Source organism: Pseudomonas fluorescens, from assembly GCF_902497875.1.
In the GTDB taxonomy this organism is placed as follows: Bacteria; Pseudomonadota; Gammaproteobacteria; order Pseudomonadales; family Pseudomonadaceae; genus Aquipseudomonas; species Aquipseudomonas fluorescens_BR.
On record NZ_CABVHY010000017.1, the window covers coordinates 99,005 to 119,588 of the forward strand.

Here is a 20,584-nt window from a genome sequence, read left to right on the forward strand (position 1 = left end):
GACTATGATACCCCGGTGTGCCCAGTTGGCCTGAGCAGCACAGCACTACTGAAAATATATGTTTCTTGGAGATACACCATGTCTAATCGCCAAACCGGCACCGTTAAATGGTTCAACGATGAAAAAGGCTTCGGCTTCATCACTCCTCAAGGTGGCGGTGACGACCTGTTCGTACACTTCAAAGCTATCGAAAGCGACGGTTTCAAAAGCCTGAAAGAAGGCCAGACTGTTTCCTTCGTGGCTGCGAAAGGCCAAAAAGGTATGCAAGCTGAGCAAGTTCGCGCTGAGTAATTTCTCCGCGAGCTAAAAAAACCCCGTCCATGTGACGGGGTTTTTTATGGGCGCAACAAAAAAAAGCAGGAACAATCAGCCGCAGTTGACCCGAGTGATTACCAGGTTGGCGTCGGTATTGAGGTTCAGGCGATCGGAGCGATACTCCAGCGTCACCATGTCGTTCGGCTTGAGGATTCGCGCGTTCTGCGCACCCGAGCGCGTACGCGCCTGCTCCAGCAGCTCGGGCGAAGCCTTCTTGCCGATGGCGAATTGCGCCGCTGCAGATTCACAGCGGCTGTGTCCGGTCTCGGTCGCCACAGGGTCTTTTGCCGATTCGGCGGTACTGCAGCCGGTCAGGACGACTGCTGCCAACAAGGTACCGAATGACGCGAGCTTCCAAGGCATGAAGCCTCCTTTTTCAAAAAATAAGCAGAGATCGTGCGACAGCTGATTTGGTTGTTGGTTTCAACAACACCCCTGGCATCCTGCCCGCAACCTATCCAGCGCTCCAGTCTGCCTCAGCCGGCACAGAATTTTCTCGATTCAATCGTGACTGAATATGAACCGCGCGCTTAGTAGACGTCGATGTAGTCGAACGGAGGGTTAGGCCAGTTCTGCTTCAAGGCGTTGTAAATCTGCATCACCCAGACCGCGTCACTGGCAGCGACCGCACCGACGTAGCCCGAGCCCTTCGCCCAGGTTTCCAGACGAAACAACAGACCTTCGGTATCGGTACCACCGACGACGCCTGAAGAAATATAGGCTATACCGCTCTTGGTGACCCGCAGCTGGGTGTGCTCATCGTCGCTGGCCGAAGCCAGCAACTGACGCACGGCCTCCAGGGTCAAGCTGTCAGGAGTATTCAAATCGATCTGCACAGCGCGGTCCTTGATAAATTCTCAAAGCCCAAGTGTCGCATAGCCCTCCTCCCATGCCTAAGTCGGAGTGCGAAAAGCCGCGCAAGATGTTTAACTCAACACAGCCCAAACCTCTCGGATCGACGACCAGGCCTTGGGCGGCCTATTCAGACTTCGCGAGTTCATCATGACAACCGTAAGCATCGACGCCGACATCAAAGCCAAATGGTCTCTGGGCCACTGTTCCTATAGCCCTGGCAGCCCGGAAGAGCTGGCGATCATCAGTATCGACCTGCTGGTCAAGGAACTGGGGGCGCAGGCAGCCCAGGTGTTCATCGCACAGATATTCGAAAAATACCCGAGTAACCCTATAGGCGCGCCACACACGGAAAGGGCGTAACGCCCCACAGGCTGGCACCCGCGGGACTGAAGCTTACTTGAGACGGGCCAGGCGCGCTGTCAGCAAGTCGAAGAATCCCTGGGCATCGCCGCTCTCGACCCAGAACACGTTCTTTTCCTGCTTCAGACCGTCGTGCCAGTCTACGATGGTCTGGCCGAAGGTCGGCCCTTCACGGCTATCGACCACCATGTTGACCTGTCGGCCGTTGAACAACTGTGGCTTGAGCAGATAAGCAATGACAGTGGCGTCATGTACCGGGCCACCCGACATGCCGTAATGCTCCATATCGGCTTTGACATACTCGTAGAGAATATCCCCGACCACCTTGCTGGCATTGTTGCCCAACGCCGCGATTTGCTGCAAACGTGCTTCACTGGTGAGCACTTTGTGGGTCACGTCCAGCGGCAGGTACGTCAGCTTGACGCCGCTGTTGAGGACCACTTCAGCAGCCTGCGGATCGGCGAACAGATTGAACTCGGCGACCGGGGTGATATTGCCGCCATTGAAGTGCGCGCCACCCATGACCACTACTTCCTTGATGCCCTGGGTAATGTCCGGCGCCTGAATCAGCGCCAGCGCCAGATTGGTCTGCGGGCCAAGCATGGCAATGGTGATGCTGTGGGGTTTGGCGGCGCGCAAGGTGTCGATCAGGTAATTGACCGCGTTGCCTTCGGCCAGGCCGGCCTTGGGCTCGTGCACCGTGACACCCGAGATGCCCTCTTTGCCATGGATATTCTCGGCGTAGATCGGCGTGCGCAACAAGGGCTTCGACGCCCCCGCATACACCGGTACGTCTTCGCGCCCCGCCCACTCGCGGGCCAGCCGGGCATTGCGCGAGGTCTTGTCCAGCCGCACGTTGCCGGCAACGGTGGTGAGCGCGCGAATGTTCAGCTCCTCAGGGGACGCCAGGGCAAACAACAAGGCCACGACGTCATCGGCACCCGGATCGGTGTCGATAATCAGCTCGATTTTATCCGCCGCGTGGGCGCTTGTAGCGGTGATCAATGACAAAAGCAGCAGACTCCGGACCAGGTGTTGAAATAGCTGAGCTTAGCGGTACATGGCGCACTCCTTGTGCGTGAGAAATCCTGGTTGAGGTACAGCGGTCTAAAACGTCACGCCCGCGACCAACACAATGTTGCAATACGGCTGACATTCGCCGGTACGAACCACTGCACGGGCTTGTCGAGTGAGGGTTTTGAATGCTTCGTGACTGAGCAACTTGCGCTCGCCCAATGCTGCCCTGGCCGTCAGCTCGTCAATCACTTGCAGCGCAGGCGGCTGCTTGAGCAGGATTTCTTCGGCCAGCACATGGCTTTCCACCTGCATTTCGCTGAGCACCACCTGCAAGGTGCTGACGAAGTCCGGAATACCTTGGGTCAACGCCAGGTCGATCAATTCGACACCGGGCGGCACTGGCAAACCAGCATCGGCAATCACCACCCTATCGCCATGACCCAGAGAGGCGATCAATCGCGACAAGGCGATGTTGAGCAACGGCGTCTTTTTCATGAGGGGCTAAAGGCCTGTACGTCGGACAAGGTTGGAATGGAAGGTTGTGCGCCGGCTCGAGTGACCGACAGCGCGGCCGCGATCTGGCCGAAGCGAATGGCCTCGGCTTCGCTTTGGCCGGCCGCCAGTGCCGCGGCAAACCCACCGACGCAGGTGTCACCCGCTGCCGTCGTGTCAAGCGCCTTGACCTTCGGCGCGGGGAAATGCTCGAAGCCCTGCCCGTTGGCAAACAGCGAACCCTGGGCTCCGAGGGTAACGATGACTTTACCGGCGCCCGCCGCTATCAATCGACCCGCGGCGGCTTCGGCGGTTGCCAGCGAATCCACCGGCAAGCCGCTCAGGGCCGACGCCTCGCTTTCATTGGGAATCAGGTAATCAATGGATGAATACCAGTGCGCCGGCAACGGACTGCTTGCGGGGGCTGGATTGAGAATCATGGTCTTGCCCAGCTCCCGACCGCGCTTGAGGGTGTAGCCGACGGTCTGCATCGGCACCTCGAGCTGGCAGATGATCACATCGGCGGTCTGCAACACCGCGTCGAAAGCGCTGACCACTTCGGGCATGAGTTGACCGTTGGCGCCCGCGACTATGACGATCGAGTTCTGGCTGCTGTCATCGACCACGATCAACGCGACGCCACTGGAACCCTCGACGGTGGTCACGGCCTGGCAGTCGATCTGCTCGGCCAGCAGCGCCGCTCGCAGCTGCTCGCCATAACCATCGCCGCCGACACAGCCGATCATCGACACCTGCGCGCCCAGGCGTGCCGCAGCAACGGCCTGGTTGGCGCCCTTGCCGCCCGACACGGTGGCAAACGACTGGCCAATCAGCGTTTCACCGGCTCGCGGCAATCGCTCTGCCCGGGTCACCAGGTCCATGTTCAGGCTGCCTACTACCACTACTTTTGCTGGCATACATCAATACTCGTCAATTCGGTTCAGCGGAATTGGTCGAAGACGCCGGCCAGCGGCGCAGTCGACTCTCGCAAGACAATGCTGGGGGTCACGATGCGCTGATCAGTCGCCAGTTGGGGGCTCGCGATCCGCCGCAACAGGACTTGCGCAGCCATCTCGCCCAACTCAAGGATCGACTGGCCCACAGTGGTCAGTGCCGGATAGACATAACGGCTCATCTGGATATCGTCGAAGCCAATGACCGAGAGCTCGCTCGGCACGCGAATATTGCGCTCGGCCGCGGCACGCAACACGCCGATACCGATCATGTCGTTACCGGCGAATATCGCACTGGGCGGATTCTTTTCCAGCAGCCGGGCGGCAGCGCTGTATCCGCCGGTACTGGTGAAGTCGCTCTCGAGCATTCGCTCCCGCGGCACTTGCACCCCGGCTTCTTTCAGCGCCCGGCAATAACCGGCCAGACGCATCTGCGCCACGCTGGTATGGGCCGGGCCGCCGATACAGGCGATGTCCCGGTGGCCCAGATCGAGCAAGTGGCGAGTCGCCAGATAGGCGCCGTATTCATGATCGATGCGCACCATGTCCGCATCGATCCCCTCCAGCCCGCGGTCGACTATCACCATCGGCGTGCGTACTGCGGCGAGACCGGCAGCCAGGCCGGCGTCACCACCGGCCGAGGCGACGATCAAACCATCGATGCGCTTTTCCAGCAGCACCCGCAGATAACTGCGCTGCTTGTCGGGGTTGTCGTCGGAGTTGCACAGAATCACGCAGTAGCCGTTACGCTCGCAGTAATCCTCGATGCCCCGGGCCAGTTCGGCGAAGTACGGGTTGAGGCTGTTGGGTACCAGCAAGCCAATGGTCGCCGTGGTTTTCGCTTTCAACGAGCGGGCCACGGCACTGGGCACGTAGTCCAGGCTCTTGATCGCCGCCTCGACTTTGATCCTGACTTCTTCACTGACTGGCCGGGTCTTGTTCACCACGTGAGACACCGTGGTGTAGGAAATTCCGGCGAGCGCTGCGACATCTTTGATGGTTGCCATGATTCATGCCTGCCGACGTGCGCGCTGACTGCGATAAGTATCGAGCACCACTGCGACCACGATAACCGCGCCAGTGATGATGCGTTTGGTGGGCTCGGTCGCGCCGATTTGCGCGAGACCAGCCGCCAGCACGGAGATGATCAGCACGCCAAAAAAGGTACTGATGACCGAACCGCGCCCACCCATGAGGCTGGTGCCACCGATGACCACCGCGGCGATGACTTGCAGCTCCAGGCCGGAACCGGCATTCGGGTCCGCCGCTTCCAGGCGAGAGATCTGGAACAGCGCCGCCACCCCGGCCAACAGCCCCATCAGACTGAACACCAGAATCTTGTAAGGCTTTGGATTGATACCTGCCAGGCGCACCGCTTCTTCGTTGGTACCAATGCCGATCAGGTAGCGCCCGAACACCGTGCGCGTCAGCACCGCCTGAGCGATGAAGATGATCAACAGGGCAATGATGAACGACGGCGAAATACCAAAGGCAATCGGGTTCGACAGCCAGGCAAAGGCATCGCCGATATAAGCGGTGCGCGAGCCAGTCATCTGGTAAGCCACGCCGCGAGCCATTTCCAGCACGCCCAGGGACACGATGAACGAGGGAATCCGCCAGGCCACGGTGATCGAACCGGTGATGGTACCGGCCAGCGCCGCGACGGCCATGCCGAGTACCGCGGCCGGCATGACGCTCCAGCCCCAGCCGAGGATTGCCACGCTGACCGCCGACGCCGCCAGCGCCAACACCGACCCGACCGACAAGTCGATACCGCCGATGATCAGGACGAAGGTCATGCCGACGGCCAGTACCATCAAATCCGGAATCTGATTGGCCAGGGTGCTGAAGGTGTCATAGGAGAGGAAATGACTGCTCAAGGTCGAGAACAGGGCAATCATCGCCAGCAAGGCACCGGCCAGACCCAGATAAGTGCCCAGGCCATAATAGTTGCCACTACGTTTGCTGGCAGAAGGTGCAGTTGTCATGGGATATCCCTAGGCGCTGCTTCATTGAGCAGCGCATCACGTTTTTGGTAGCCGGCAAACGCGGCAGCAAGCAGTTCGTCCTGGGTCCAGCTGTCGCGCTCGAAGGTTTCGATCAAACGCCCGGCGGAAAGTACAGCAATCCGGTCGCAGATCAGCATCAACTCGCGCAGATCGCTGGAAACCACCACCAATGCCTTGCCCTGACGAGTCAATTCGCCCAGCAAGCCATAGATATCGAATTTGGCGCCGACGTCGATTCCCCGGGTCGGCTCGTCGAACAGCAGCACCGAACAATCGCGCTCAAGCCAGCGACCGATTACCACCTTCTGCTGATTACCACCCGACAGCTCGGACACCAGCTGCGCCGGGCCCGAACTGCGAATGCGCATGGCATTGATCTGCCGCTGGGCCAGGGCCGACTCGTCGGCACCGTTGACGATGCCGCCGCTGGAAATCACCGGCATGTTGCCCAGGGCGATATTGGCACTGATCGACTGAGTCAGCAGCAGGCCTTCACCCTTGCGATCTTCAGTGATCAAGGCAATCCCGTGCCCGACCGCGTCGGCTGGCGAGCGGATGTTCACTACCTGTGCCGGCGAACCCAGCGCGACGCTGCCGCTGTCTGCCGTGTCGGCACCGAAGATCAGGCGCAACAGCTCGGTGCGCCCCGCCCCGATCAACCCGGAAATACCAAAGATCTCGCCGCTGCGCACCTCGAAGGAGACGTCGAGGACCTTGTCGGAACGGCTGAGTCCTTTGACCGACAAGGCCGTAGCGCCGATCTGCCGTGGCCCCAGGTCGATGTGTTCGCCCAGCTCGCGGCCGACCATCAGGTTGACCAGTTGCTCACTGTTGTAATTGGCCATCGGCTCGATGCAGACCAGACAACCGTCTCGCAGCACGGCAATGCGCTGGGCGACACGGGCCAGTTCTTCCAGGCGATGGGAGATGTAAATGATCGCCACCCCACGCGCTTGCAGGCGGGTGATCTGCTCGAAGAGCATTTCGACCTCGCGGGCAGTGAGCATCGCGGTCGGCTCGTCGAGGATCAATACATGGCAATCGCCAATCAGGTTGCGGGCGATCTCGACCATCTGCTGGTGACCGATGCCCAGCTCACCGACCAAGGTGTCCGGATCGATCGCATCCAGCCCGACCTGAGCCATCGCTTCAATGGCCGCCTTGCGCAATTGCTTGCGACTGATCCAGCCGCCATGGCTGGGCAGATTGTCGAGAAACAGGTTTTCGGCGACGGACAAGGTCGGCAGCAGGTTGAGTTCCTGCATGACCATGCGGATCCCCAGGTCTTCGGCCTGCGTGCGGCTACCGGGACGGTAATCCTGCCCCTGGAACTGCATCTGACCGGTGGTCGGCGTGACCAGGCCGCCGATGATTTTCGACAGGGTACTTTTGCCTGCGCCGTTTTCACCGGTCAGCGCCAGCACTTCACCACGCATCAACGTCAGGTCGATGCCGGTGAGCACCGGCTGAGCATAGGTCTTGCCGATACCGCTGACCGAGAGGACCGCGTTCGGGGCGAAAACTGACATAAGAAACTCTCCATGCGCCCGCCCGTATGAGCGAGCGCCAGTGTGCCGCCAGAATAGCTACTGGGTGACCAGTTCCACCGGAGTTTCGATCACGCCATTGCTGCCGCCTTCGACCTTCTCACCCTTCAAGATCTTTAGCGCGGTTTCGATGCCGAATACCGCCTGTTTGGCAGCAAACTGATCTGCGGTCGCCAGGACACGGCCGTCTTTGAGCATCGGCTTGATCGCGTTGATGTTGTCGTAACCGACCACCTGGACCTTGCCCGCCTTGCCGGCTGCGCGCACCGCGGAAACAGCGCCGACTGCCATGCTGTCATTGCCGGCCAGGAGCGCTTTGAGGTTCGGGTATTCGCTCAGCATCGACGAGGCGACCTGGTTACCTTTGTTGATTTCCCAGTCACCGGATTGCAGGGACACGACCTTGATCTGTGCCGCCTCCATCGCATCCTTGAAGCCGGCGGTGCGCGCCTGGGCATTGGTGGTGGTGGAGACACCTTCGATGATGCCGACTTCGTCACCGGCCTTCAGCTCCTTGGCCAGATACTCACCGACCAGACGGGCACCCTTGCGGTTATCCGGCCCTACAAACGGGACGCTGATGTTTTTGCTTTTGACCACCGCCGGGTCCAGTTGGTTATCGATGTTGATCACCGTGATACCGGCGTCGACCGCCTTCTTGATCACCGGCACCATGGCTTTGGAATCGGCCGGTGCGATGATCAGCGCGTTGACCTTCGAAACGATCATCTGCTCGACGATGCGAATCTGGTTGGCGGTGTCCGTTTCATCCTTGATCCCGTTGGAAATCAAATCGAAGTCTGCGGAGTGCTCTTTCTGGTAGGCCTTGGCGCCATCTTCCATGGTCAGGAAGAATTCATTGGCCAAGGATTTCATGACCAGGGCGACTTTGGGTTTTTCCGGCGTTTCGGCGAAGGCCGAGGAAAACGGCAGCGCGGCGGTTGCGCCTGCGAGCATAGCGACAGCGAGAAGACGTCCAGCGAATGGCAGCTTCATGGGTTCACTCCGTTCTTATGATTATTTGTGAGCAACGATAGCGGGTGAAACAAAGATTTCCGGGTCTGGCGAGACAAGCCCTCGCGAAACACTCGCAAACGTTTGCGTAGACCAAACTATGGGAATCCCGTCGGCATTTGTCAACGACCAGAAAATGCCTTTGACCTCCTGTGCGTCAGACGCGCTGATACAAAGGATTTCAGTTTCCTCCCCAAGCAGGACATGCAGGTTTTTTACGTAGGACTTCTTCGGACAACCGAACACCAAACTTCCCTATCGTCGGAAAACCGGACACAAACTCACACAACAAAATGGGACAATCAATAAATAATGTTACAAATCAGATAGTTATAATATTTTTCTCGACCCGCTGCGAATGGTACAGATCCTGCTCCTCTCCAGTCCCCCACGGCATTCAGATCTGCCTGGGGTGTTTCTAGATGAACTTGCATCAGCACCATCATTACAACTAGAGAGAAAAATAATGAAATCTGCCTTCAACACCTTTGTTCCGGGCGCTTTGGCCCTCCTGCTGCTCCTCCCTGCCACCCTGCAAGCAAAAGAAGTCGAAACCCAACAGAAGCTGGCTAACGTGGTGATCCTCGCTACTGGCGGAACTATCGCCGGCGCGGGTGCCAGCGCCGCGAACAGCGCCACGTATCAAGCGGCCAAAGTCGGTATCGAGCAGTTGATCGCCGGTGTGCCCGAGCTGAGCCAGTTGGCGAATGTGCGTGGCGAACAGGTCATGCAGATCGCGTCCGAAAGCATCACCAACGACAACCTGCTGCAACTGGGTCGCCGCGTCGCCGAACTGGCCGACAGCAAAGACGTCGATGGCATCGTCATCACCCACGGCACCGACACCCTGGAAGAAACCGCTTACTTCCTCAACCTGGTGGAAAAAACCGACAAGCCGATCATCGTCGTCGGCTCGATGCGTCCAGGTACCGCGATGTCTGCTGACGGCATGCTCAACCTGTACAACGCCGTCGCTGTCGCCAGCAGCAAGGACGCTCGCGGCAAAGGCGTACTGGTGACCATGAACGACGAAATTCAGTCGGGTCGTGATGTCAGCAAAATGATCAACATCAAGACCGAAGCCTTCAAAAGCGCCTGGGGCCCGCTGGGCATGGTGGTCGAAGGCAAATCCTACTGGTTCCGCCTGCCGGCCAAGCGTCACACCATGGATTCGGAATTCGACATCAAAACCATCAAGAGCCTGCCTGACGTCGGAATCGCTTACTCCTACGGCAATGTCAGCGACACCGCGTACAAGTCCCTGGCTCAATCCGGCGCCAAAGCCATCATCCACGCCGGCACTGGTAACGGTTCCGTTTCTTCGCGCGTGGTTCCAGCCTTGCAGGCGCTGCGCAAGGATGGCGTGCAGATCATCCGTTCGTCCCACGTCAATGCCGGTGGTTTTGTCCTGCGCAACGCAGAACAGCCTGACGACAAATACGATTGGGTCGTGGCCAATGACCTGAACCCGCAAAAAGCCCGGATCCTGGCGATGGTCGCGCTAACCAAGACCCAGGACAGCAAAGAACTGCAACGCATGTTCTGGGAATATTGATTCAGCCCTCGCCCGGTCTTGTCTGACCGGGTAACGGTAACGACCACTCGCCAGCGCTGGCGAGTGGCTCTGCAACAGGCTTCTCGTCCCGCCCCATCCCTGGCCACTGCAACTCCCACGGCCGTAAAAAAAGTCCCCACTGCCTACACCAAACCGGATAAATCGCTGTCAGAAGAACTTCTTGAATTTTAAGCAGTTGCGAAATTGCCTACAGTTAAATACTGTATGCACGTACAGCTTAATAAGGAATCCTCCGTGGCCATTACCTCAGCAGCAGCGACTACCCCTCCAGGCTCTTATGAACGCCTCGGTTTGCGCGTTCAGAAAATCATCAATTCTCCCAACGCACAGAAGGCCAAAGCCGCATTGATCTTTCGGCTCCCGGACGAACCGGTGGACGAGTGGGAGCAACTGTTGGAGGAAATCGCCGAGAACGACAACGTCACCCTCGCCTACCGCGACGATGGTGGGGTGCAAATTTTCTGGGTCGTGCCGAAGGAAGATTGACTCAATGCTTGTTCGTCTACTTGTCCTGGTCTTTTTCCTCGGCGCCTTGAGTGCCCAGGCCGCCGCCCCACGCACCTTCAACGAAGCCAAGAAAGTCGCCTGGAAGCTGTATGCACCGCAATCCACCGAGTTCTACTGCGGCTGCAAATACACCGGCAACCGAGTCGACCTCGCTGCCTGTGGATATGTACCGCGCAAGAACGCCAACCGCGCGGCACGCATCGAGTGGGAGCATATTGTCCCTGCCTGGCATATTGGTCATCAACGCCAATGCTGGCAAGACGGTGGCCGCAAGAACTGCACCCGCAACGATCCGACCTACCAGCGTGCCGAGGCGGACCTGCACAACCTGGTGCCGAGCATCGGCGAAGTGAATGGGGATCGAAGCAACTTCAGTTTTGGCTGGCTTCCCGTGCAACCCGGGCAGTACGGCTCGTGCCTGACCCAGGTCGATTTCAAGGCCAGGAAGGTCATGCCCCGCCCATCCATTCGCGGCATGATCGCCCGTACCTACTTCTACATGAGCAAACAGTACAACTTGCGTCTGTCGAAACAGGACCGCCAACTCTACGAAGCCTGGAGTAAAACCTATCCGGTGCAGAACTGGGAACGCCAACGCAATCAAAGCGTGGCGTGCGTGATGGGGCGAGGCAACGAGTTCGTCGGGCCGGTGGATTTGAAAGCCTGCGGTTGACCCATTGCTGAAACTGAAAAGGCCTCGGACACCACCGTCTCGAGGCCTTTTCAGTTTCCAACGTGCCGGGGCAACGGATCACTGAGCCGCTTGATGCTCGACCACCACTGACACGATATTACGTTTTTTCGCCCGGACCAGGCTCTCGGTCAGCTGTACCTGCCTGGCCTCAGCTTCGGCCCTGGAACTGAAGGGGCCGATGAAAATCCGCTGTGTAGCGCCGTCCCTGATCACATTGGAAACGAAACCGTGTTCGAGCAACCAGCCGGTCAGATCGCTCACCGCCAGCAAGGTGTCACCCTTGACCTCGACATCCCACTGTGGCGCTGCCTCGGTCGCAGGAGTTTGCGCCGCGGGCGCCGACGACGATGCAACCTTGTGCTCCACATTGGTGCCTTCACCACACCCAGCCAGCACCAGCATCGCCATTCCCATCGCCAGTTTACGCACAGCCTTCCCCTCAAGAGTTCAAGCTGGCGATTTTACCACCCACGATAGATACGCGGCCCCGCAAACACGCTCTAAAATACGAGAATGATGTTTATCGGCTCTGTATAGTTGCACCTTGGGAATTAATAGCGCGGCTACGCGTCAGAAAGAGGCATCCACACTGTGTCACTTCGCAGTAATCTATACGTACCACCGACATCTGCATTGTCTGAATCAGGTACCCCTACCAAGCAATCAAGGAGAAGATCATGCTGATACTCACCCGCAAAGTCGGTGAAAGCATAAACATCGGTGACGATATTACGATCACCATTCTGGGCGTAAGCGGCCAACAAGTCAGGATTGGCATCAATGCCCCGAAAGACGTCGCTGTTCATCGCGAAGAAATCTATCAGCGTATCCAGGCAGGTTTGACTGCCCCGGACAAACGCGAGACGCCCTGAGCTTCGCCAGTAGCCAGCCTTTACTCCCACAGCAATGGCTGGCGAAAAACCTGTAAGCTCATTTGATTCGTCATGCTTGGATTTCAGCTATTCCCTTCTCCTTGGCCGCGGCGCAGGTCCAACTCGCCACCGCCAGCGCAACCCATTCAGTTCAGAACCTGCCAATCAGAACGGGTATGCACGCTATCGACATAACCCTCCTCTGCGCCATGACAAAAAACGCTTGGGTCGATACTAGCAACGCCTCAGTGCCCCGAATGTCGGAAGTTTCCGAGTTTGATGACGGCAATCAGCCAAAATGTGGCCATACGCTGCGAGAGAGGGACTCCCATTTTTTTTGCTCGCGGGATAATCCGGTACTTGCACACCTGCGAAGCCTCGCACCCCCACGCTAACCGAACACCACCCCACGTGCCATGCCGCTTGCGGCTACGACCATCATGACCACCAGCAATGCCTCGATATGGCTGATCCGGGCAAACAGTATCGCCCGCCCGGTATCGATCGCCATGCCTCGGCTCAAGGCGATCCGCCATTTGATCAGGCTGATCATCGGCGCAATCTCTAGCAACAGGATGAAAACAAACAAGGTCATCTTCAGATGAAACAGCGGTTGGTGCAGGTAATAGTCCGTACCCTTCTCATAACCGGCAAACGCCCGAAGGCCGCCCGTGAGCAGAAGCACCAGGGCCGAGATGCCCCATAAACTGTCCGCCAGCAAAACCCTGCGCAGTTGCCCGACGTCTTCTGTGATCCGGCGCAGCGCGGTACCCCGCGCAATGACCGACGCCAGCGCCAGGGCGAAGGCCAAGAGATGGATTGCCGCAAGAAACCAGTGCATGAGCATCGACTTGAATCTCCGTTCAATGACGCAAGAAATAGGCCTGTCAGTAGTAGTCCATAACCCGCGACTTTGCGAAGCAGCCGTCAGGAGCTGATAGTCTGTTTCAAAACTCGACAAGCTCTCTCGAATGGAATCGACCCCATGCCTGACCATCCCCGCTGCTCCAAACCCATCGCCAAGCGCACCGCTGCGCTACTGATCAGCCTGCTGGCATCGGCCACCTGTGGCGCGGCGTCATCGACTTTCCCCGACTCCGCGGCCAGTGACCCGGAAAAGCTGGGCTGGATGGTGGGCTCCCCGCCTCCTGCCGAGCGGACCGTTCGATTTGAAGATGGCAGCTATTTCCAGTTCCCGGCCATGCGCTGGAGCGTCTCGAATTTTCGCCAGCTCATGCCCACGGTCAACGTCTCCCGTGGGTTGGGGTCACCCGTTGCATTGCCTCGGGCCCTGCGCAACGACCTGGATGAGGTCAGTTTCGTGCCGCTCGGCGCAACACAGTCGATGACCTGGAAACAATCCCTGGCCGCCACCTATACCGATGGGATCGTCGTCCTGCATCACGGCAGAATCGTCTATGAGCGCTACTTCGGCGTGCTCAAGGAGGACGGCCAGCACGCGGCAATGTCGGTGACCAAGTCGGTGATCGGCACGCTTGGGGCAACGTTGGTAGCCGAGGGGCGCATCGACGCCAGGCAGCGTGTTGATCATTACGTACCTGAATTGGCCAGCTCCGCATTCGGCGACGCCAGCGTGCGCCAGGTTCTCGATATGACCACCGGGCTGAAATACAGCGAGGACTACGCCGACCCGAACGCCGAAGTCTGGGCTCATGCCAGAGCCGGAAGCCCGCTGCCGAAACCCAAGGACTACACCGGCCCTCGCAGCTACTACGAGTTTCTCCAGACAGTGCAGCTGCAAGGGCGACACGGCAACGCCTTCAGCTACAAGACAGTCAACACCGACGTGCTCGGCTGGGTGATCGCCAGGGCCACCGGCCGCAACGTCGCGCAGTTACTTTCAGAGCGCATCTGGAGTCGCCTTGGCGCTGAGCAGGATGCCTACTTCACCGTCGATTCGATCGGCACTCCGTTTGCCGGCGGAGGCCTGAATACCGGTCTGCGTGACCTGGCACGTTTTGCCGAGATGCTGCGCAACAACGGGCAATTCAATGGCCAGCAGATCGTTCCCAAGGCAGTGGTCGATGATATTCGCCACGGCGGTGACAAACAGGCATTTGCCCAGGCCGGTTACAACCTTTTGCAGGGCTGGAGCTATCGCTCGATGTGGTGGGTCACCGACAAGGAAGGTGGCGCCTTCATGGCTCGCGGCGTGCACGGGCAACGGATCTACATCGATCCGGAAGCCGAGCTGGTGATAGTTCGCTATGCCTCCCACCCGGTCGCCAGCAACTCGGCTAACGATCCGGTTACGTTGCCGGCCTTTGATGCACTGGCCAGGCACCTGTTGGCCAAGCCTTGAACCAATGCCAGGGACTGCGGGTTGCATGAGCGATTGCGAAATCCTCGCAACCCGATTTTATTCCATAAAAATCAAGATGTTAGCGATTCATCTTCGTAACATGATCCGCCCTTTCTCCGGCGTTCTACCGACCGAACCCTGAAAACCTCTACAGATCATCGCCTGCCATGACCGAATTGCCACCACTGTACTACTGTATATATTTACAGTATATCTAGTGGGCACCCTCAATCTCGATGAAGACATCGACGACTGGCTCGGCATTTACACCCAGCTCGAAACCTGCAGACAACAAGGCAAAACCAGGAACCGATTCAGTCAGCATCACCACTGCCCATTCACCGAATGGGCAGTGGGATGTAGGCCTGCATCAGACACCGATCGGGCTCAAAAAGAGCTGACTCATAAACTTCATGTCCAAGGAATTATCATGACAGTCGATATCAGCAACTACACCATCGCGACTCCCCTGCCCATCTCCGAAACCAATCCTATCGCCCTTGAAATCATCGGCTGGAGGGCGCTGCTCGAATGCCCGGACATCATTTCGATGCTCGACGACGGCTCGCTTCAACTCACAGCGCCAACAACCGGCGCTTCAAGCAAAAGCACCCACCGCACTCGCTGTGAATGGAAGGAACCCGGCTACTGGTTGTTTGCCAGCGCGGCGGATCACTGGAATCGGCAGGAAATGCGGGTGACGAAAGTCAATTCGGCGCAGAAAGTGGTGATTGCCCAGATTCATGTGAAAGGTTCCGAGAGACCGCCCGTCAAGGTGTTCTGGAACAAGGGTAAAATCACCATGGGTTTTCGCTCGAGCTACCTTCAAGAAGACCCGGTGAACACCACGGTCCTGGAAAACGTTCCACTCGGTGCGCTGTTCAAAGTCAACATCCACGCCAATGACAGCGGAGCCGTTTCGGTTTCCGCCAGCTGCAACGGCAGCAAATCCACTTCTCCAATTCTTCGCCTCGATAACACCTGGGACACCAAGACACTCGCCTTCCACGGCGGCGTGTACAACCAGATCGACTATTCCGACACCACTGATCCAGACGATGGTTCGATCTGCATCATCAGCGATCTCTCCATAACGCACGGTTAATTGTGGGTGAGGACATCTCGCCCTGTATCAGGAGGTTTGTCTTCAGCTGTACTTCTTCAGCTGTACTGATGGATCGTCGGTAGCGAGATGGCGAAGGCCTATCTCGCTGTCGCATACGGTCATGGAGAGAAGCGGCGGAGATGAGTCTCGCCGTGCGATTAACGGCACTTGAACAAAAAACCTCACCTTCCTACGATAGTTCTACGCAGTTGCTTAAGTACCCTGGCAATTGCGTGGGTGGTGAGTGTTCTGAACGCCTACCAAGCTCGCCATTCGCTTCACACGCAACTTGAGCCTCTTCGGCTCTTCTTTCTCCCCATCAAAGAGCTCTGAGGCTCTTTTTTGGCCGGTGAAAAATCATCCGCACCCTCTCCAGCCCCACTAAAGCGCAGATCTTTCTACTTTGGCCTCAGAGTGAAATCTTCACCTGCAACGGCACGCAAATAAGCCTGATCAGCCTCGATCCGAAGGTCACGCCACTCTTGCCAAGTGACTATTTTCAGCCGGTCCATCTCATCTGCGTGCCGAAGTAACTCATCGTGATAGACATCCGGGCAGTTCATCCGAAGTGCTCGATCATCCAAGGCGTCGTGCCAGGAACTGAGAGCTAGCAGCTTGCGTTCTTCATCTGGCGTCAGCAGACCGTCTTGAAAGGATTTCATGAGATCGGCAATCCTGAAGTTCTTTCTGGATGGATCAGATAGCTCGGTCTGATGTTCAACGCACCCGACCAGAGGTTTAGCGGCTGATCAGCGTCAGGGGGTTCCCCCAGGAACCCTGGATTCAGTGAGTGTTTTCTTGAGCAAGAAAACACTCACTGGCCGGGCTTTCGGCTTTCGTACTTACCGCCTGTCATCAGATAGCGGCGTCTGCTCATCGGCCGCCGGCAGATCCATCTCCGCGGGGTCTTTCCAATCTTCCGGGCGCCCATTCGATACTTCGTCCGGACCGCGCAGCGGATCGTATTTGCCGGGACGTTCAGGATCGACCGGCGGCTTGCCTGCGTCCGACTCTGGTTTGGGAGGGGCTGACCCTTGCATCTTCTTGTCCTGGACACTCGAACTGGTAGCCATACGCACCTCACTATTGTTGAGCTCCAGCAATTCTGGGGCGTACAGGTTTGAAGTCAGGACTGAGAGTGAGGTGCGATTGAGTTGACGAGCGGCAGGTGCACACAAACGGCCAGCGCCGGGCTTTTCGTTCTGGCGTTAACATTTTTTTCACGACTTGGTGCGTATTGTTGTTCCTGCTCCTTGCAAGATCTTAAGCCCGCTAATCCCCATCGCGGGCTTTTCTTTGCCTGCGATTTACTGGGGCAGCCCATCCTTTTCATCCTGGCCTACGCTTTCAATTCCTCGATTCATTACAGATGTCGGCCGTTTTCCTTCAAATCATCCAGATCCTGGTCATCCGGGTTGATATCGGCCCGTCGTTTCGCCGGGCCATTCGGGCGAAGGGCATCGTTATCCCTCTCTACCTCTCCTGGCATGAGGGCTTCATCGGGATTCTCTGTATCTGGCGGACGCTGATTACTGGCCATAGCTCACCTCACAAGCGGTCTTGTTCCCACAAGATTTAGAGAAGCGCCAAATCGCCAACGCTCAAAGTAAATTAATTACTCACCCCTAAATCACGCGCATGCACTCCCCAACGGCAACCCGCGGAACAGATGAGTGCAGCCTAGCGAATTTGGATCAACCAGATGGAGCAAGGTTCTACGAAGACAACGTAGCCGATGGCAGCCACTGCACAGTAGTAACCCATCCCCGGCGTCCCTGCCGATCCTCTCCACACCAGAATCCACAATCGGTAACAAGTCACGGCTTGCCTAAGGCAGCCTGGAATGGGATGGTTTTCTGTTGATTGTTTTGGAGGGATCCCATGACCACATTTCAATTCATCGTAGGCATGGTTTTATGCCTCACTGCGCTCGGCGTAAGAGCTTACTTACTCTTTCAATATCACGGAAAAGAAAAGGTCGGCCGATCGAAAAACCAGTGAATAGCGGCAAGATCAATCTCTGATGCTTGCCGTTAAAGGCTCTGATAGCCTGCCAGTCATCTTCGCCAGACATTAAGGGATGATGGCGAAAATAGAAGCCCTGAAGGCGCCAACCTTCAGGGTTTTGCTTTTTTAGCATTCGGTTGACCGAAACAGCGGTCAAATCTTGAAGCTGTCGACCCATTGCTTCAGCCGGTTGGCCTGCTGAGACAACGCATCACAATCCCTCAAGGTCTCGTTGAGGTTGACCACGCCCTGCTGGTTCAGCAGGTTGATCAGGATGCGCAAGCAGGCGCCGCTCAAGCTGGGGCGGACGCTCATGCTCCGGCGGCGCCCACAAGTGCTTCAGGCGCTGCATCAGGCTTCCCGGCTGTGCCACGTCGCGCCACATCGCGATGAACTCATGGAAGTTGAGGGTTAGCGGGTTGTAACTGTAGACCTGACGTTTGATGCCGTAATCCACGGGTTCCTGCTCTTGTACGTAGGTGCCGAACAGGCGGTCGAAAATGATCAGCACGCCGCCGTAGTTTTTGTCGATATAACAGTCGTTACGGCCGTGATGAGCGCGGTGATTGCTGGGAGTGTCGAACAGGTACTCCAGAACAGGATGCAGCTTGCCGACGCTTTCGGTATGGATGAAGAACTGATACACCAGGTTGCAGGCGTACAGGATGAACACCACCGCCGGATGCACACCCAGCAGCACCAGCGGCATGAAAAACAGCCACCAGCCGGTGATCGAATAAAGCATCGATTGGCGCATGGCGGTCGTCATGTTCATGTGCTCGCCGCTGTGGTGCACGACGTGGGCGCTCCAGAACCAGCGCACGCGATGGCTGCAGCGATGGAACCAGTAGTAGCAGAATTCGATGCCTAGGAAAATTGGCAGCAAGGTCCAGCCGTTGATTGGAATCGTGAAGAAGCGATGGTCCCAGAACCAGAATATGGCGGCGCCGACGAATATCACATGCGCCGCCAGCTCGAACAGCTGGTAGCTGGTGCCGAGGGTGAGGTTCGTGCAGATGTCCTTCCAAGAGAACTGCTGGCGCTTGCCGCGCTTGCGCATGACCTGCCATTCGATGGCAAAGCCGACCAGGAACAAAGGTGTCATGCCGATCAGCACTACTTGCTTCCATTCTATATGAGAGCCGAAAGTGGCTTCCATCCAGGCAATCAGATCTATCACGATGCACCGCTCCATACCCTTGGTCGATGCTCTGGATTTTGGCCCAGGGAAAACTTAATGGCTTGACCGCGGCAGACAATTATTTGACAGTTCTCGCCATGAACCAAACCATAACGGATTCTCCGCCTCGGGGCGTAGTCCCTAGCACCTACGTGCGGCTGCTGTATGAGTACCTTGAAACGCGGGGTGTGGTTGCCGGCGCGTTGCTGGGCGTCGCCGCGCCGCAAACTGCCGACCGCAGCTCGCAGCGTTACCCGGTAGCGGCCTGGCGCGACTTGTTACAGCGCGCCGCCGAACACTTGAATGACCCCTTGCTAGGCCTTCATCTGGGCCAGACTATTACGCCGGCTCATTTCGGCATAATGGGCTATGTGCTGTTGGCTTGTCCGAACCTTGGTGCGGCGCTGGCCCGTGCCTTGCAATACCAGCGCCTGCTGTATGACGTCAATCCAATGCGAAGCACCTTGGAGGGCAGCGACCTGCTGCTGGAGTGGGGCGTCGACAAGGGCCGTCCCGGGCCGCTGGTGGACGAGTGCGCCATCACCGCGCTGTTGCAGCTGACGCGCAACGTTACCGGTCGCCACATCGTAGCCCGGGAAATCCGCTTTCCCAATCCGCCGCCGGCCGACATCCAGCCATACCGAGACTGGTTTGGCTGTCCAGTATTGTTCGACCAGCCGCAAACCTCGATTCGTTTTCCGCAAGCGTTGCTGACCTTGCCAATGCGGCAGCCTGATACGGTCCTGCTGAATATCCTGGAAAGGCAGGCCAATGACCTGCTGGCGCTATTGCCGCCCAGCGGCGATTTCGAGCATGCAGTACGACGCTGCATCGTCCGCCTGGTGCGCGAAGGACAGCCGGAGTTGGATCGGGTAGCCAGCGAGCTACACGTTTCGGCACGTACCTTACATCGCCGACTGGCTGTCGACGGCATCAACTTCAGGGAGCTACGCGAGAGTATCCGCCAGCGCCTGGCCGAGGATTATCTGGCCGAGCCGAGTCTGCAGTTAACTGAAATCGCCCAGTTACTGGGTTACTCCGAGCAAAGCGCGTTTACCCGCGCATTCCGGCGCTGGAGCGGGCAGGCGCCCTATGCTTACCGGCTGCGATTACGCAGCTCCACTACCGAATAAAGCTCATCAGCAGATACGGAAAGTGCACGTCAAGGGTGCCGGGGTATCGCCGTGGCAGATCCGGCATGCGCTGGAACCAGCGGTTATGTGCTGGTGGATATCACTTTGCGCATGCTGCAGCCACCAGAACTGAAGCGGGCCCAGGGCTTCGACGAGAGTTACATCATTGATCGCGGACTGTTCGTGGATCCGGTCACCGGTGCCGAGCTTTCATCGCGCCTCTCTTTGATCCGGCTCATACCGGGCCATCAACCAATAGCCCACAAACACACATACGCCAGCCTGAAGGCCTGATGCCGGGTCGACGGCACTATCACTCATTTTCATCTAATCGGAACCTGCTCAAGACAGGGGATCCCGACAGCTTGCTGATCTCAACCTCAACATGCCTCCCGCCACAGTGCTCGCAATTGAAGACCTGACCGTCGATGTCCTCGTCAAAGCAAAGCTCTACGGACGTATCTTGTTTGCATTTCTGGCAGATGAGTTTTTTCGTCATGGCTGTAACCCCTGAGAATTTAACCGCCTGAGCTTAGCCAACTTTTCCTATGACCACCGAGACACATTCTCATGCCCCCCTGACGGTGTCGCCCGGCAAGACCCAGGGCTACGACAATCCCATCCA

Annotated in this window: 25 protein-coding genes and 1 pseudogene; 10 read left to right on the forward strand and 16 right to left on the reverse strand. The window is 57.7% G+C overall.

The window, feature by feature from the left end:
• Positions 1-78 precede the first annotated feature (78 nt).
• Entirely contained in the window at positions 79-291 is a 213-nt protein-coding gene (locus tag F8N85_RS18235; RefSeq protein WP_047571823.1) for a cold-shock protein, read from the forward strand.
• Between the two features lie 75 nt (positions 292-366).
• Here the strand turns inward: F8N85_RS18235 and F8N85_RS18240 are convergent, their stop codons facing one another.
• The gene (locus F8N85_RS18240; protein WP_150804936.1) at positions 367-678 is read right to left on the reverse strand and encodes an I78 family peptidase inhibitor; all 312 of its coding nucleotides are present in this window, start codon (positions 676-678) and stop codon (positions 367-369) included.
• A 167-nt stretch (positions 679-845) separates the two neighbouring features.
• On the reverse strand, positions 846-1,151 hold the full coding sequence (locus F8N85_RS18245; RefSeq protein ID WP_150804937.1) for a hypothetical protein: 306 nt from the start codon (positions 1,149-1,151) through the stop codon (positions 846-848).
• Positions 1,152-1,317: 166 nt separating this feature from the next.
• Here F8N85_RS18245 and F8N85_RS18250 point away from each other — a divergent pair, with 166 nt between their 5' ends.
• Positions 1,318-1,530 (forward strand): hypothetical protein, encoded by a 213-nt coding sequence (locus tag F8N85_RS18250; protein ID WP_150804938.1) that lies wholly within the window; start codon positions 1,318-1,320, stop codon positions 1,528-1,530.
• Between the two features lie 33 nt (positions 1,531-1,563).
• Here the strand turns inward: F8N85_RS18250 and F8N85_RS18255 are convergent, their stop codons facing one another.
• From F8N85_RS18255 to F8N85_RS18285, 7 genes are all read right to left on the reverse strand, one after another.
• Positions 1,564-2,562: a nucleoside hydrolase gene (locus tag F8N85_RS18255; RefSeq protein ID WP_150804939.1), complete on the reverse strand. Its 999-nt coding sequence runs from the start codon at positions 2,560-2,562 to the stop codon at positions 1,564-1,566.
• 75 nt (positions 2,563-2,637) lie between these two features.
• On the reverse strand, positions 2,638-3,042 hold the full coding sequence (rbsD, locus tag F8N85_RS18260; RefSeq protein ID WP_150804940.1) for a D-ribose pyranase: 405 nt from the start codon (positions 3,040-3,042) through the stop codon (positions 2,638-2,640).
• Entirely contained in the window at positions 3,039-3,956 is a 918-nt protein-coding gene (gene rbsK, locus F8N85_RS18265) for a ribokinase (RefSeq protein WP_150804941.1), read from the reverse strand. Before rbsK ends, rbsD begins: the two co-directional genes overlap by 4 nt.
• 23 nt (positions 3,957-3,979) lie before the next feature.
• Positions 3,980-4,999 carry a LacI family DNA-binding transcriptional regulator gene (locus tag F8N85_RS18270; protein WP_150804942.1) on the reverse strand — a complete coding sequence of 340 codons (1,020 nt, stop codon included), beginning with the start codon at positions 4,997-4,999 and terminating at the stop codon, positions 3,980-3,982.
• 3 nt (positions 5,000-5,002) lie between these two features.
• The gene (locus tag F8N85_RS18275) at positions 5,003-5,980 is read right to left on the reverse strand and encodes an ABC transporter permease (RefSeq protein ID WP_150804943.1); all 978 of its coding nucleotides are present in this window, start codon (positions 5,978-5,980) and stop codon (positions 5,003-5,005) included.
• Positions 5,977-7,530: a sugar ABC transporter ATP-binding protein gene (locus tag F8N85_RS18280; protein ID WP_150804944.1), complete on the reverse strand. Its 1,554-nt coding sequence runs from the start codon at positions 7,528-7,530 to the stop codon at positions 5,977-5,979. The genes F8N85_RS18275 and F8N85_RS18280 overlap by 4 nt, the downstream gene beginning before the upstream one ends.
• 57 nt (positions 7,531-7,587) lie before the next feature.
• Positions 7,588-8,544, reverse strand: a complete 957-nt coding sequence (locus F8N85_RS18285; RefSeq protein WP_150804945.1) for a sugar ABC transporter substrate-binding protein — start codon at positions 8,542-8,544, stop codon at positions 7,588-7,590.
• A gap of 484 nt (positions 8,545-9,028) precedes the next feature.
• On the opposite strand from F8N85_RS18285, the gene F8N85_RS18290 reads away from it, so the two are divergent.
• The 3 genes from F8N85_RS18290 (at position 9,029) to F8N85_RS18300 (ending at position 11,318) form a co-directional block, all read left to right on the forward strand.
• Complete coding sequence (locus F8N85_RS18290) at positions 9,029-10,117, forward strand: asparaginase (RefSeq protein ID WP_150804946.1); 1,089 nt, start codon at positions 9,029-9,031, stop codon at positions 10,115-10,117.
• Between the two features lie 225 nt (positions 10,118-10,342).
• Complete coding sequence (locus F8N85_RS18295) at positions 10,343-10,624, forward strand: DUF1654 domain-containing protein (RefSeq protein WP_150804947.1); 282 nt, start codon at positions 10,343-10,345, stop codon at positions 10,622-10,624.
• A 4-nt stretch (positions 10,625-10,628) separates the two neighbouring features.
• The gene (locus F8N85_RS18300; RefSeq protein WP_150804948.1) at positions 10,629-11,318 is read left to right on the forward strand and encodes an endonuclease; all 690 of its coding nucleotides are present in this window, start codon (positions 10,629-10,631) and stop codon (positions 11,316-11,318) included.
• Positions 11,319-11,396: 78 nt separating this feature from the next.
• Here the strand turns inward: F8N85_RS18300 and F8N85_RS18305 are convergent, their stop codons facing one another.
• On the reverse strand, positions 11,397-11,768 hold the full coding sequence (locus F8N85_RS18305) for an SPOR domain-containing protein (protein WP_150804949.1): 372 nt from the start codon (positions 11,766-11,768) through the stop codon (positions 11,397-11,399).
• Positions 11,769-12,016: 248 nt separating this feature from the next.
• Here F8N85_RS18305 and csrA point away from each other — a divergent pair, with 248 nt between their 5' ends.
• A complete protein-coding gene (csrA, locus tag F8N85_RS18310) occupies positions 12,017-12,211 on the forward strand; it encodes a carbon storage regulator CsrA (RefSeq protein ID WP_007920550.1) in 195 nt (64 codons plus the stop codon).
• Between the two features lie 391 nt (positions 12,212-12,602).
• Here the strand turns inward: csrA and F8N85_RS18315 are convergent, their stop codons facing one another.
• A complete protein-coding gene (locus F8N85_RS18315) occupies positions 12,603-13,058 on the reverse strand; it encodes a DUF2214 family protein (RefSeq protein WP_150804950.1) in 456 nt (151 codons plus the stop codon).
• A gap of 138 nt (positions 13,059-13,196) precedes the next feature.
• On the opposite strand from F8N85_RS18315, the gene F8N85_RS18320 reads away from it, so the two are divergent.
• Both F8N85_RS18320 and F8N85_RS18325 read left to right on the forward strand, forming a co-directional pair.
• Positions 13,197-14,534 (forward strand): serine hydrolase domain-containing protein, encoded by a 1,338-nt coding sequence (locus F8N85_RS18320; protein ID WP_150804951.1) that lies wholly within the window; start codon positions 13,197-13,199, stop codon positions 14,532-14,534.
• A 430-nt stretch (positions 14,535-14,964) separates the two neighbouring features.
• On the forward strand, positions 14,965-15,639 hold the full coding sequence (locus F8N85_RS18325) for a polysaccharide lyase family 7 protein (protein ID WP_150804952.1): 675 nt from the start codon (positions 14,965-14,967) through the stop codon (positions 15,637-15,639).
• Between the two features lie 398 nt (positions 15,640-16,037).
• On the opposite strand, the gene F8N85_RS18330 is transcribed toward F8N85_RS18325, so the two are convergent.
• The 5 genes and pseudogenes from F8N85_RS18330 to F8N85_RS35035 all read right to left on the reverse strand — a co-directional run.
• Positions 16,038-16,301: a hypothetical protein gene (locus F8N85_RS18330; RefSeq protein WP_150804953.1), complete on the reverse strand. Its 264-nt coding sequence runs from the start codon at positions 16,299-16,301 to the stop codon at positions 16,038-16,040.
• Between the two features lie 180 nt (positions 16,302-16,481).
• The gene (locus tag F8N85_RS18335; protein WP_224795709.1) at positions 16,482-16,712 is read right to left on the reverse strand and encodes a hypothetical protein; all 231 of its coding nucleotides are present in this window, start codon (positions 16,710-16,712) and stop codon (positions 16,482-16,484) included.
• Between the two features lie 290 nt (positions 16,713-17,002).
• A complete protein-coding gene (locus F8N85_RS34565; RefSeq protein ID WP_191636204.1) occupies positions 17,003-17,179 on the reverse strand; it encodes a hypothetical protein in 177 nt (58 codons plus the stop codon).
• A gap of 381 nt (positions 17,180-17,560) precedes the next feature.
• The gene (locus F8N85_RS34570; RefSeq protein WP_191636206.1) at positions 17,561-17,824 is read right to left on the reverse strand and encodes a hypothetical protein; all 264 of its coding nucleotides are present in this window, start codon (positions 17,822-17,824) and stop codon (positions 17,561-17,563) included.
• A gap of 312 nt (positions 17,825-18,136) precedes the next feature.
• Positions 18,137-18,841, reverse strand: a pseudogene (locus F8N85_RS35035) (sterol desaturase family protein); the annotation flags it as partial.
• An 83-nt stretch (positions 18,842-18,924) separates the two neighbouring features.
• Here F8N85_RS35035 and F8N85_RS18345 point away from each other — a divergent pair.
• Together F8N85_RS18345 and F8N85_RS18350 are read left to right on the forward strand one after the other, a co-directional pair.
• Positions 18,925-19,959, forward strand: a complete 1,035-nt coding sequence (locus tag F8N85_RS18345; protein WP_150804955.1) for an AraC family transcriptional regulator — start codon at positions 18,925-18,927, stop codon at positions 19,957-19,959.
• A 51-nt stretch (positions 19,960-20,010) separates the two neighbouring features.
• Positions 20,011-20,253, forward strand: a complete 243-nt coding sequence (locus F8N85_RS18350) for a hypothetical protein (protein WP_224795712.1) — start codon at positions 20,011-20,013, stop codon at positions 20,251-20,253.
• Positions 20,254-20,584 lie beyond the last annotated feature (331 nt).

Bases quoted from the DNA above. Each gene is read 5' to 3' on its own strand.
- F8N85_RS18235 (WP_047571823.1), top strand. From the start codon at position 79: ATGTCTAATCGCCAAACCGGCACCGTTAAATGGTTCAACGATGAAAAA.
- F8N85_RS18240 (WP_150804936.1), bottom strand. From the start codon at position 678: ATGCCTTGGAAGCTCGCGTCATTCGGTACCTTGTTGGCAGCAGTCGTC.
- F8N85_RS18250 (WP_150804938.1), top strand. From the start codon at position 1,318: ATGACAACCGTAAGCATCGACGCCGACATCAAAGCCAAATGGTCTCTG.
- rbsD (WP_150804940.1), bottom strand. From the start codon at position 3,042: ATGAAAAAGACGCCGTTGCTCAACATCGCCTTGTCGCGATTGATCGCC.
- rbsK (WP_150804941.1), bottom strand. From the start codon at position 3,956: ATGCCAGCAAAAGTAGTGGTAGTAGGCAGCCTGAACATGGACCTGGTG.
- F8N85_RS18270 (WP_150804942.1), bottom strand. From the start codon at position 4,999: ATGGCAACCATCAAAGATGTCGCAGCGCTCGCCGGAATTTCCTACACC.
- F8N85_RS18275 (WP_150804943.1), bottom strand. From the start codon at position 5,980: ATGACAACTGCACCTTCTGCCAGCAAACGTAGTGGCAACTATTATGGC.
- F8N85_RS18280 (WP_150804944.1), bottom strand. From the start codon at position 7,530: ATGTCAGTTTTCGCCCCGAACGCGGTCCTCTCGGTCAGCGGTATCGGC.
- F8N85_RS18285 (WP_150804945.1), bottom strand. From the start codon at position 8,544: ATGAAGCTGCCATTCGCTGGACGTCTTCTCGCTGTCGCTATGCTCGCA.
- F8N85_RS18290 (WP_150804946.1), top strand. From the start codon at position 9,029: ATGAAATCTGCCTTCAACACCTTTGTTCCGGGCGCTTTGGCCCTCCTG.
- F8N85_RS18295 (WP_150804947.1), top strand. From the start codon at position 10,343: ATGCACGTACAGCTTAATAAGGAATCCTCCGTGGCCATTACCTCAGCA.
- F8N85_RS18300 (WP_150804948.1), top strand. From the start codon at position 10,629: ATGCTTGTTCGTCTACTTGTCCTGGTCTTTTTCCTCGGCGCCTTGAGT.
- csrA (WP_007920550.1), top strand. From the start codon at position 12,017: ATGCTGATACTCACCCGCAAAGTCGGTGAAAGCATAAACATCGGTGAC.
- F8N85_RS18315 (WP_150804950.1), bottom strand. From the start codon at position 13,058: ATGCTCATGCACTGGTTTCTTGCGGCAATCCATCTCTTGGCCTTCGCC.
- F8N85_RS18320 (WP_150804951.1), top strand. From the start codon at position 13,197: ATGCCTGACCATCCCCGCTGCTCCAAACCCATCGCCAAGCGCACCGCT.
- F8N85_RS18325 (WP_150804952.1), top strand. From the start codon at position 14,965: ATGACAGTCGATATCAGCAACTACACCATCGCGACTCCCCTGCCCATC.
- F8N85_RS18330 (WP_150804953.1), bottom strand. From the start codon at position 16,301: ATGAAATCCTTTCAAGACGGTCTGCTGACGCCAGATGAAGAACGCAAG.
- F8N85_RS18335 (WP_224795709.1), bottom strand. From the start codon at position 16,712: ATGGCTACCAGTTCGAGTGTCCAGGACAAGAAGATGCAAGGGTCAGCC.
- F8N85_RS34565 (WP_191636204.1), bottom strand. From the start codon at position 17,179: ATGGCCAGTAATCAGCGTCCGCCAGATACAGAGAATCCCGATGAAGCC.
- F8N85_RS34570 (WP_191636206.1), bottom strand. From the start codon at position 17,824: ATGGGTCGACAGCTTCAAGATTTGACCGCTGTTTCGGTCAACCGAATG.
- F8N85_RS18345 (WP_150804955.1), top strand. From the start codon at position 18,925: ATGAACCAAACCATAACGGATTCTCCGCCTCGGGGCGTAGTCCCTAGC.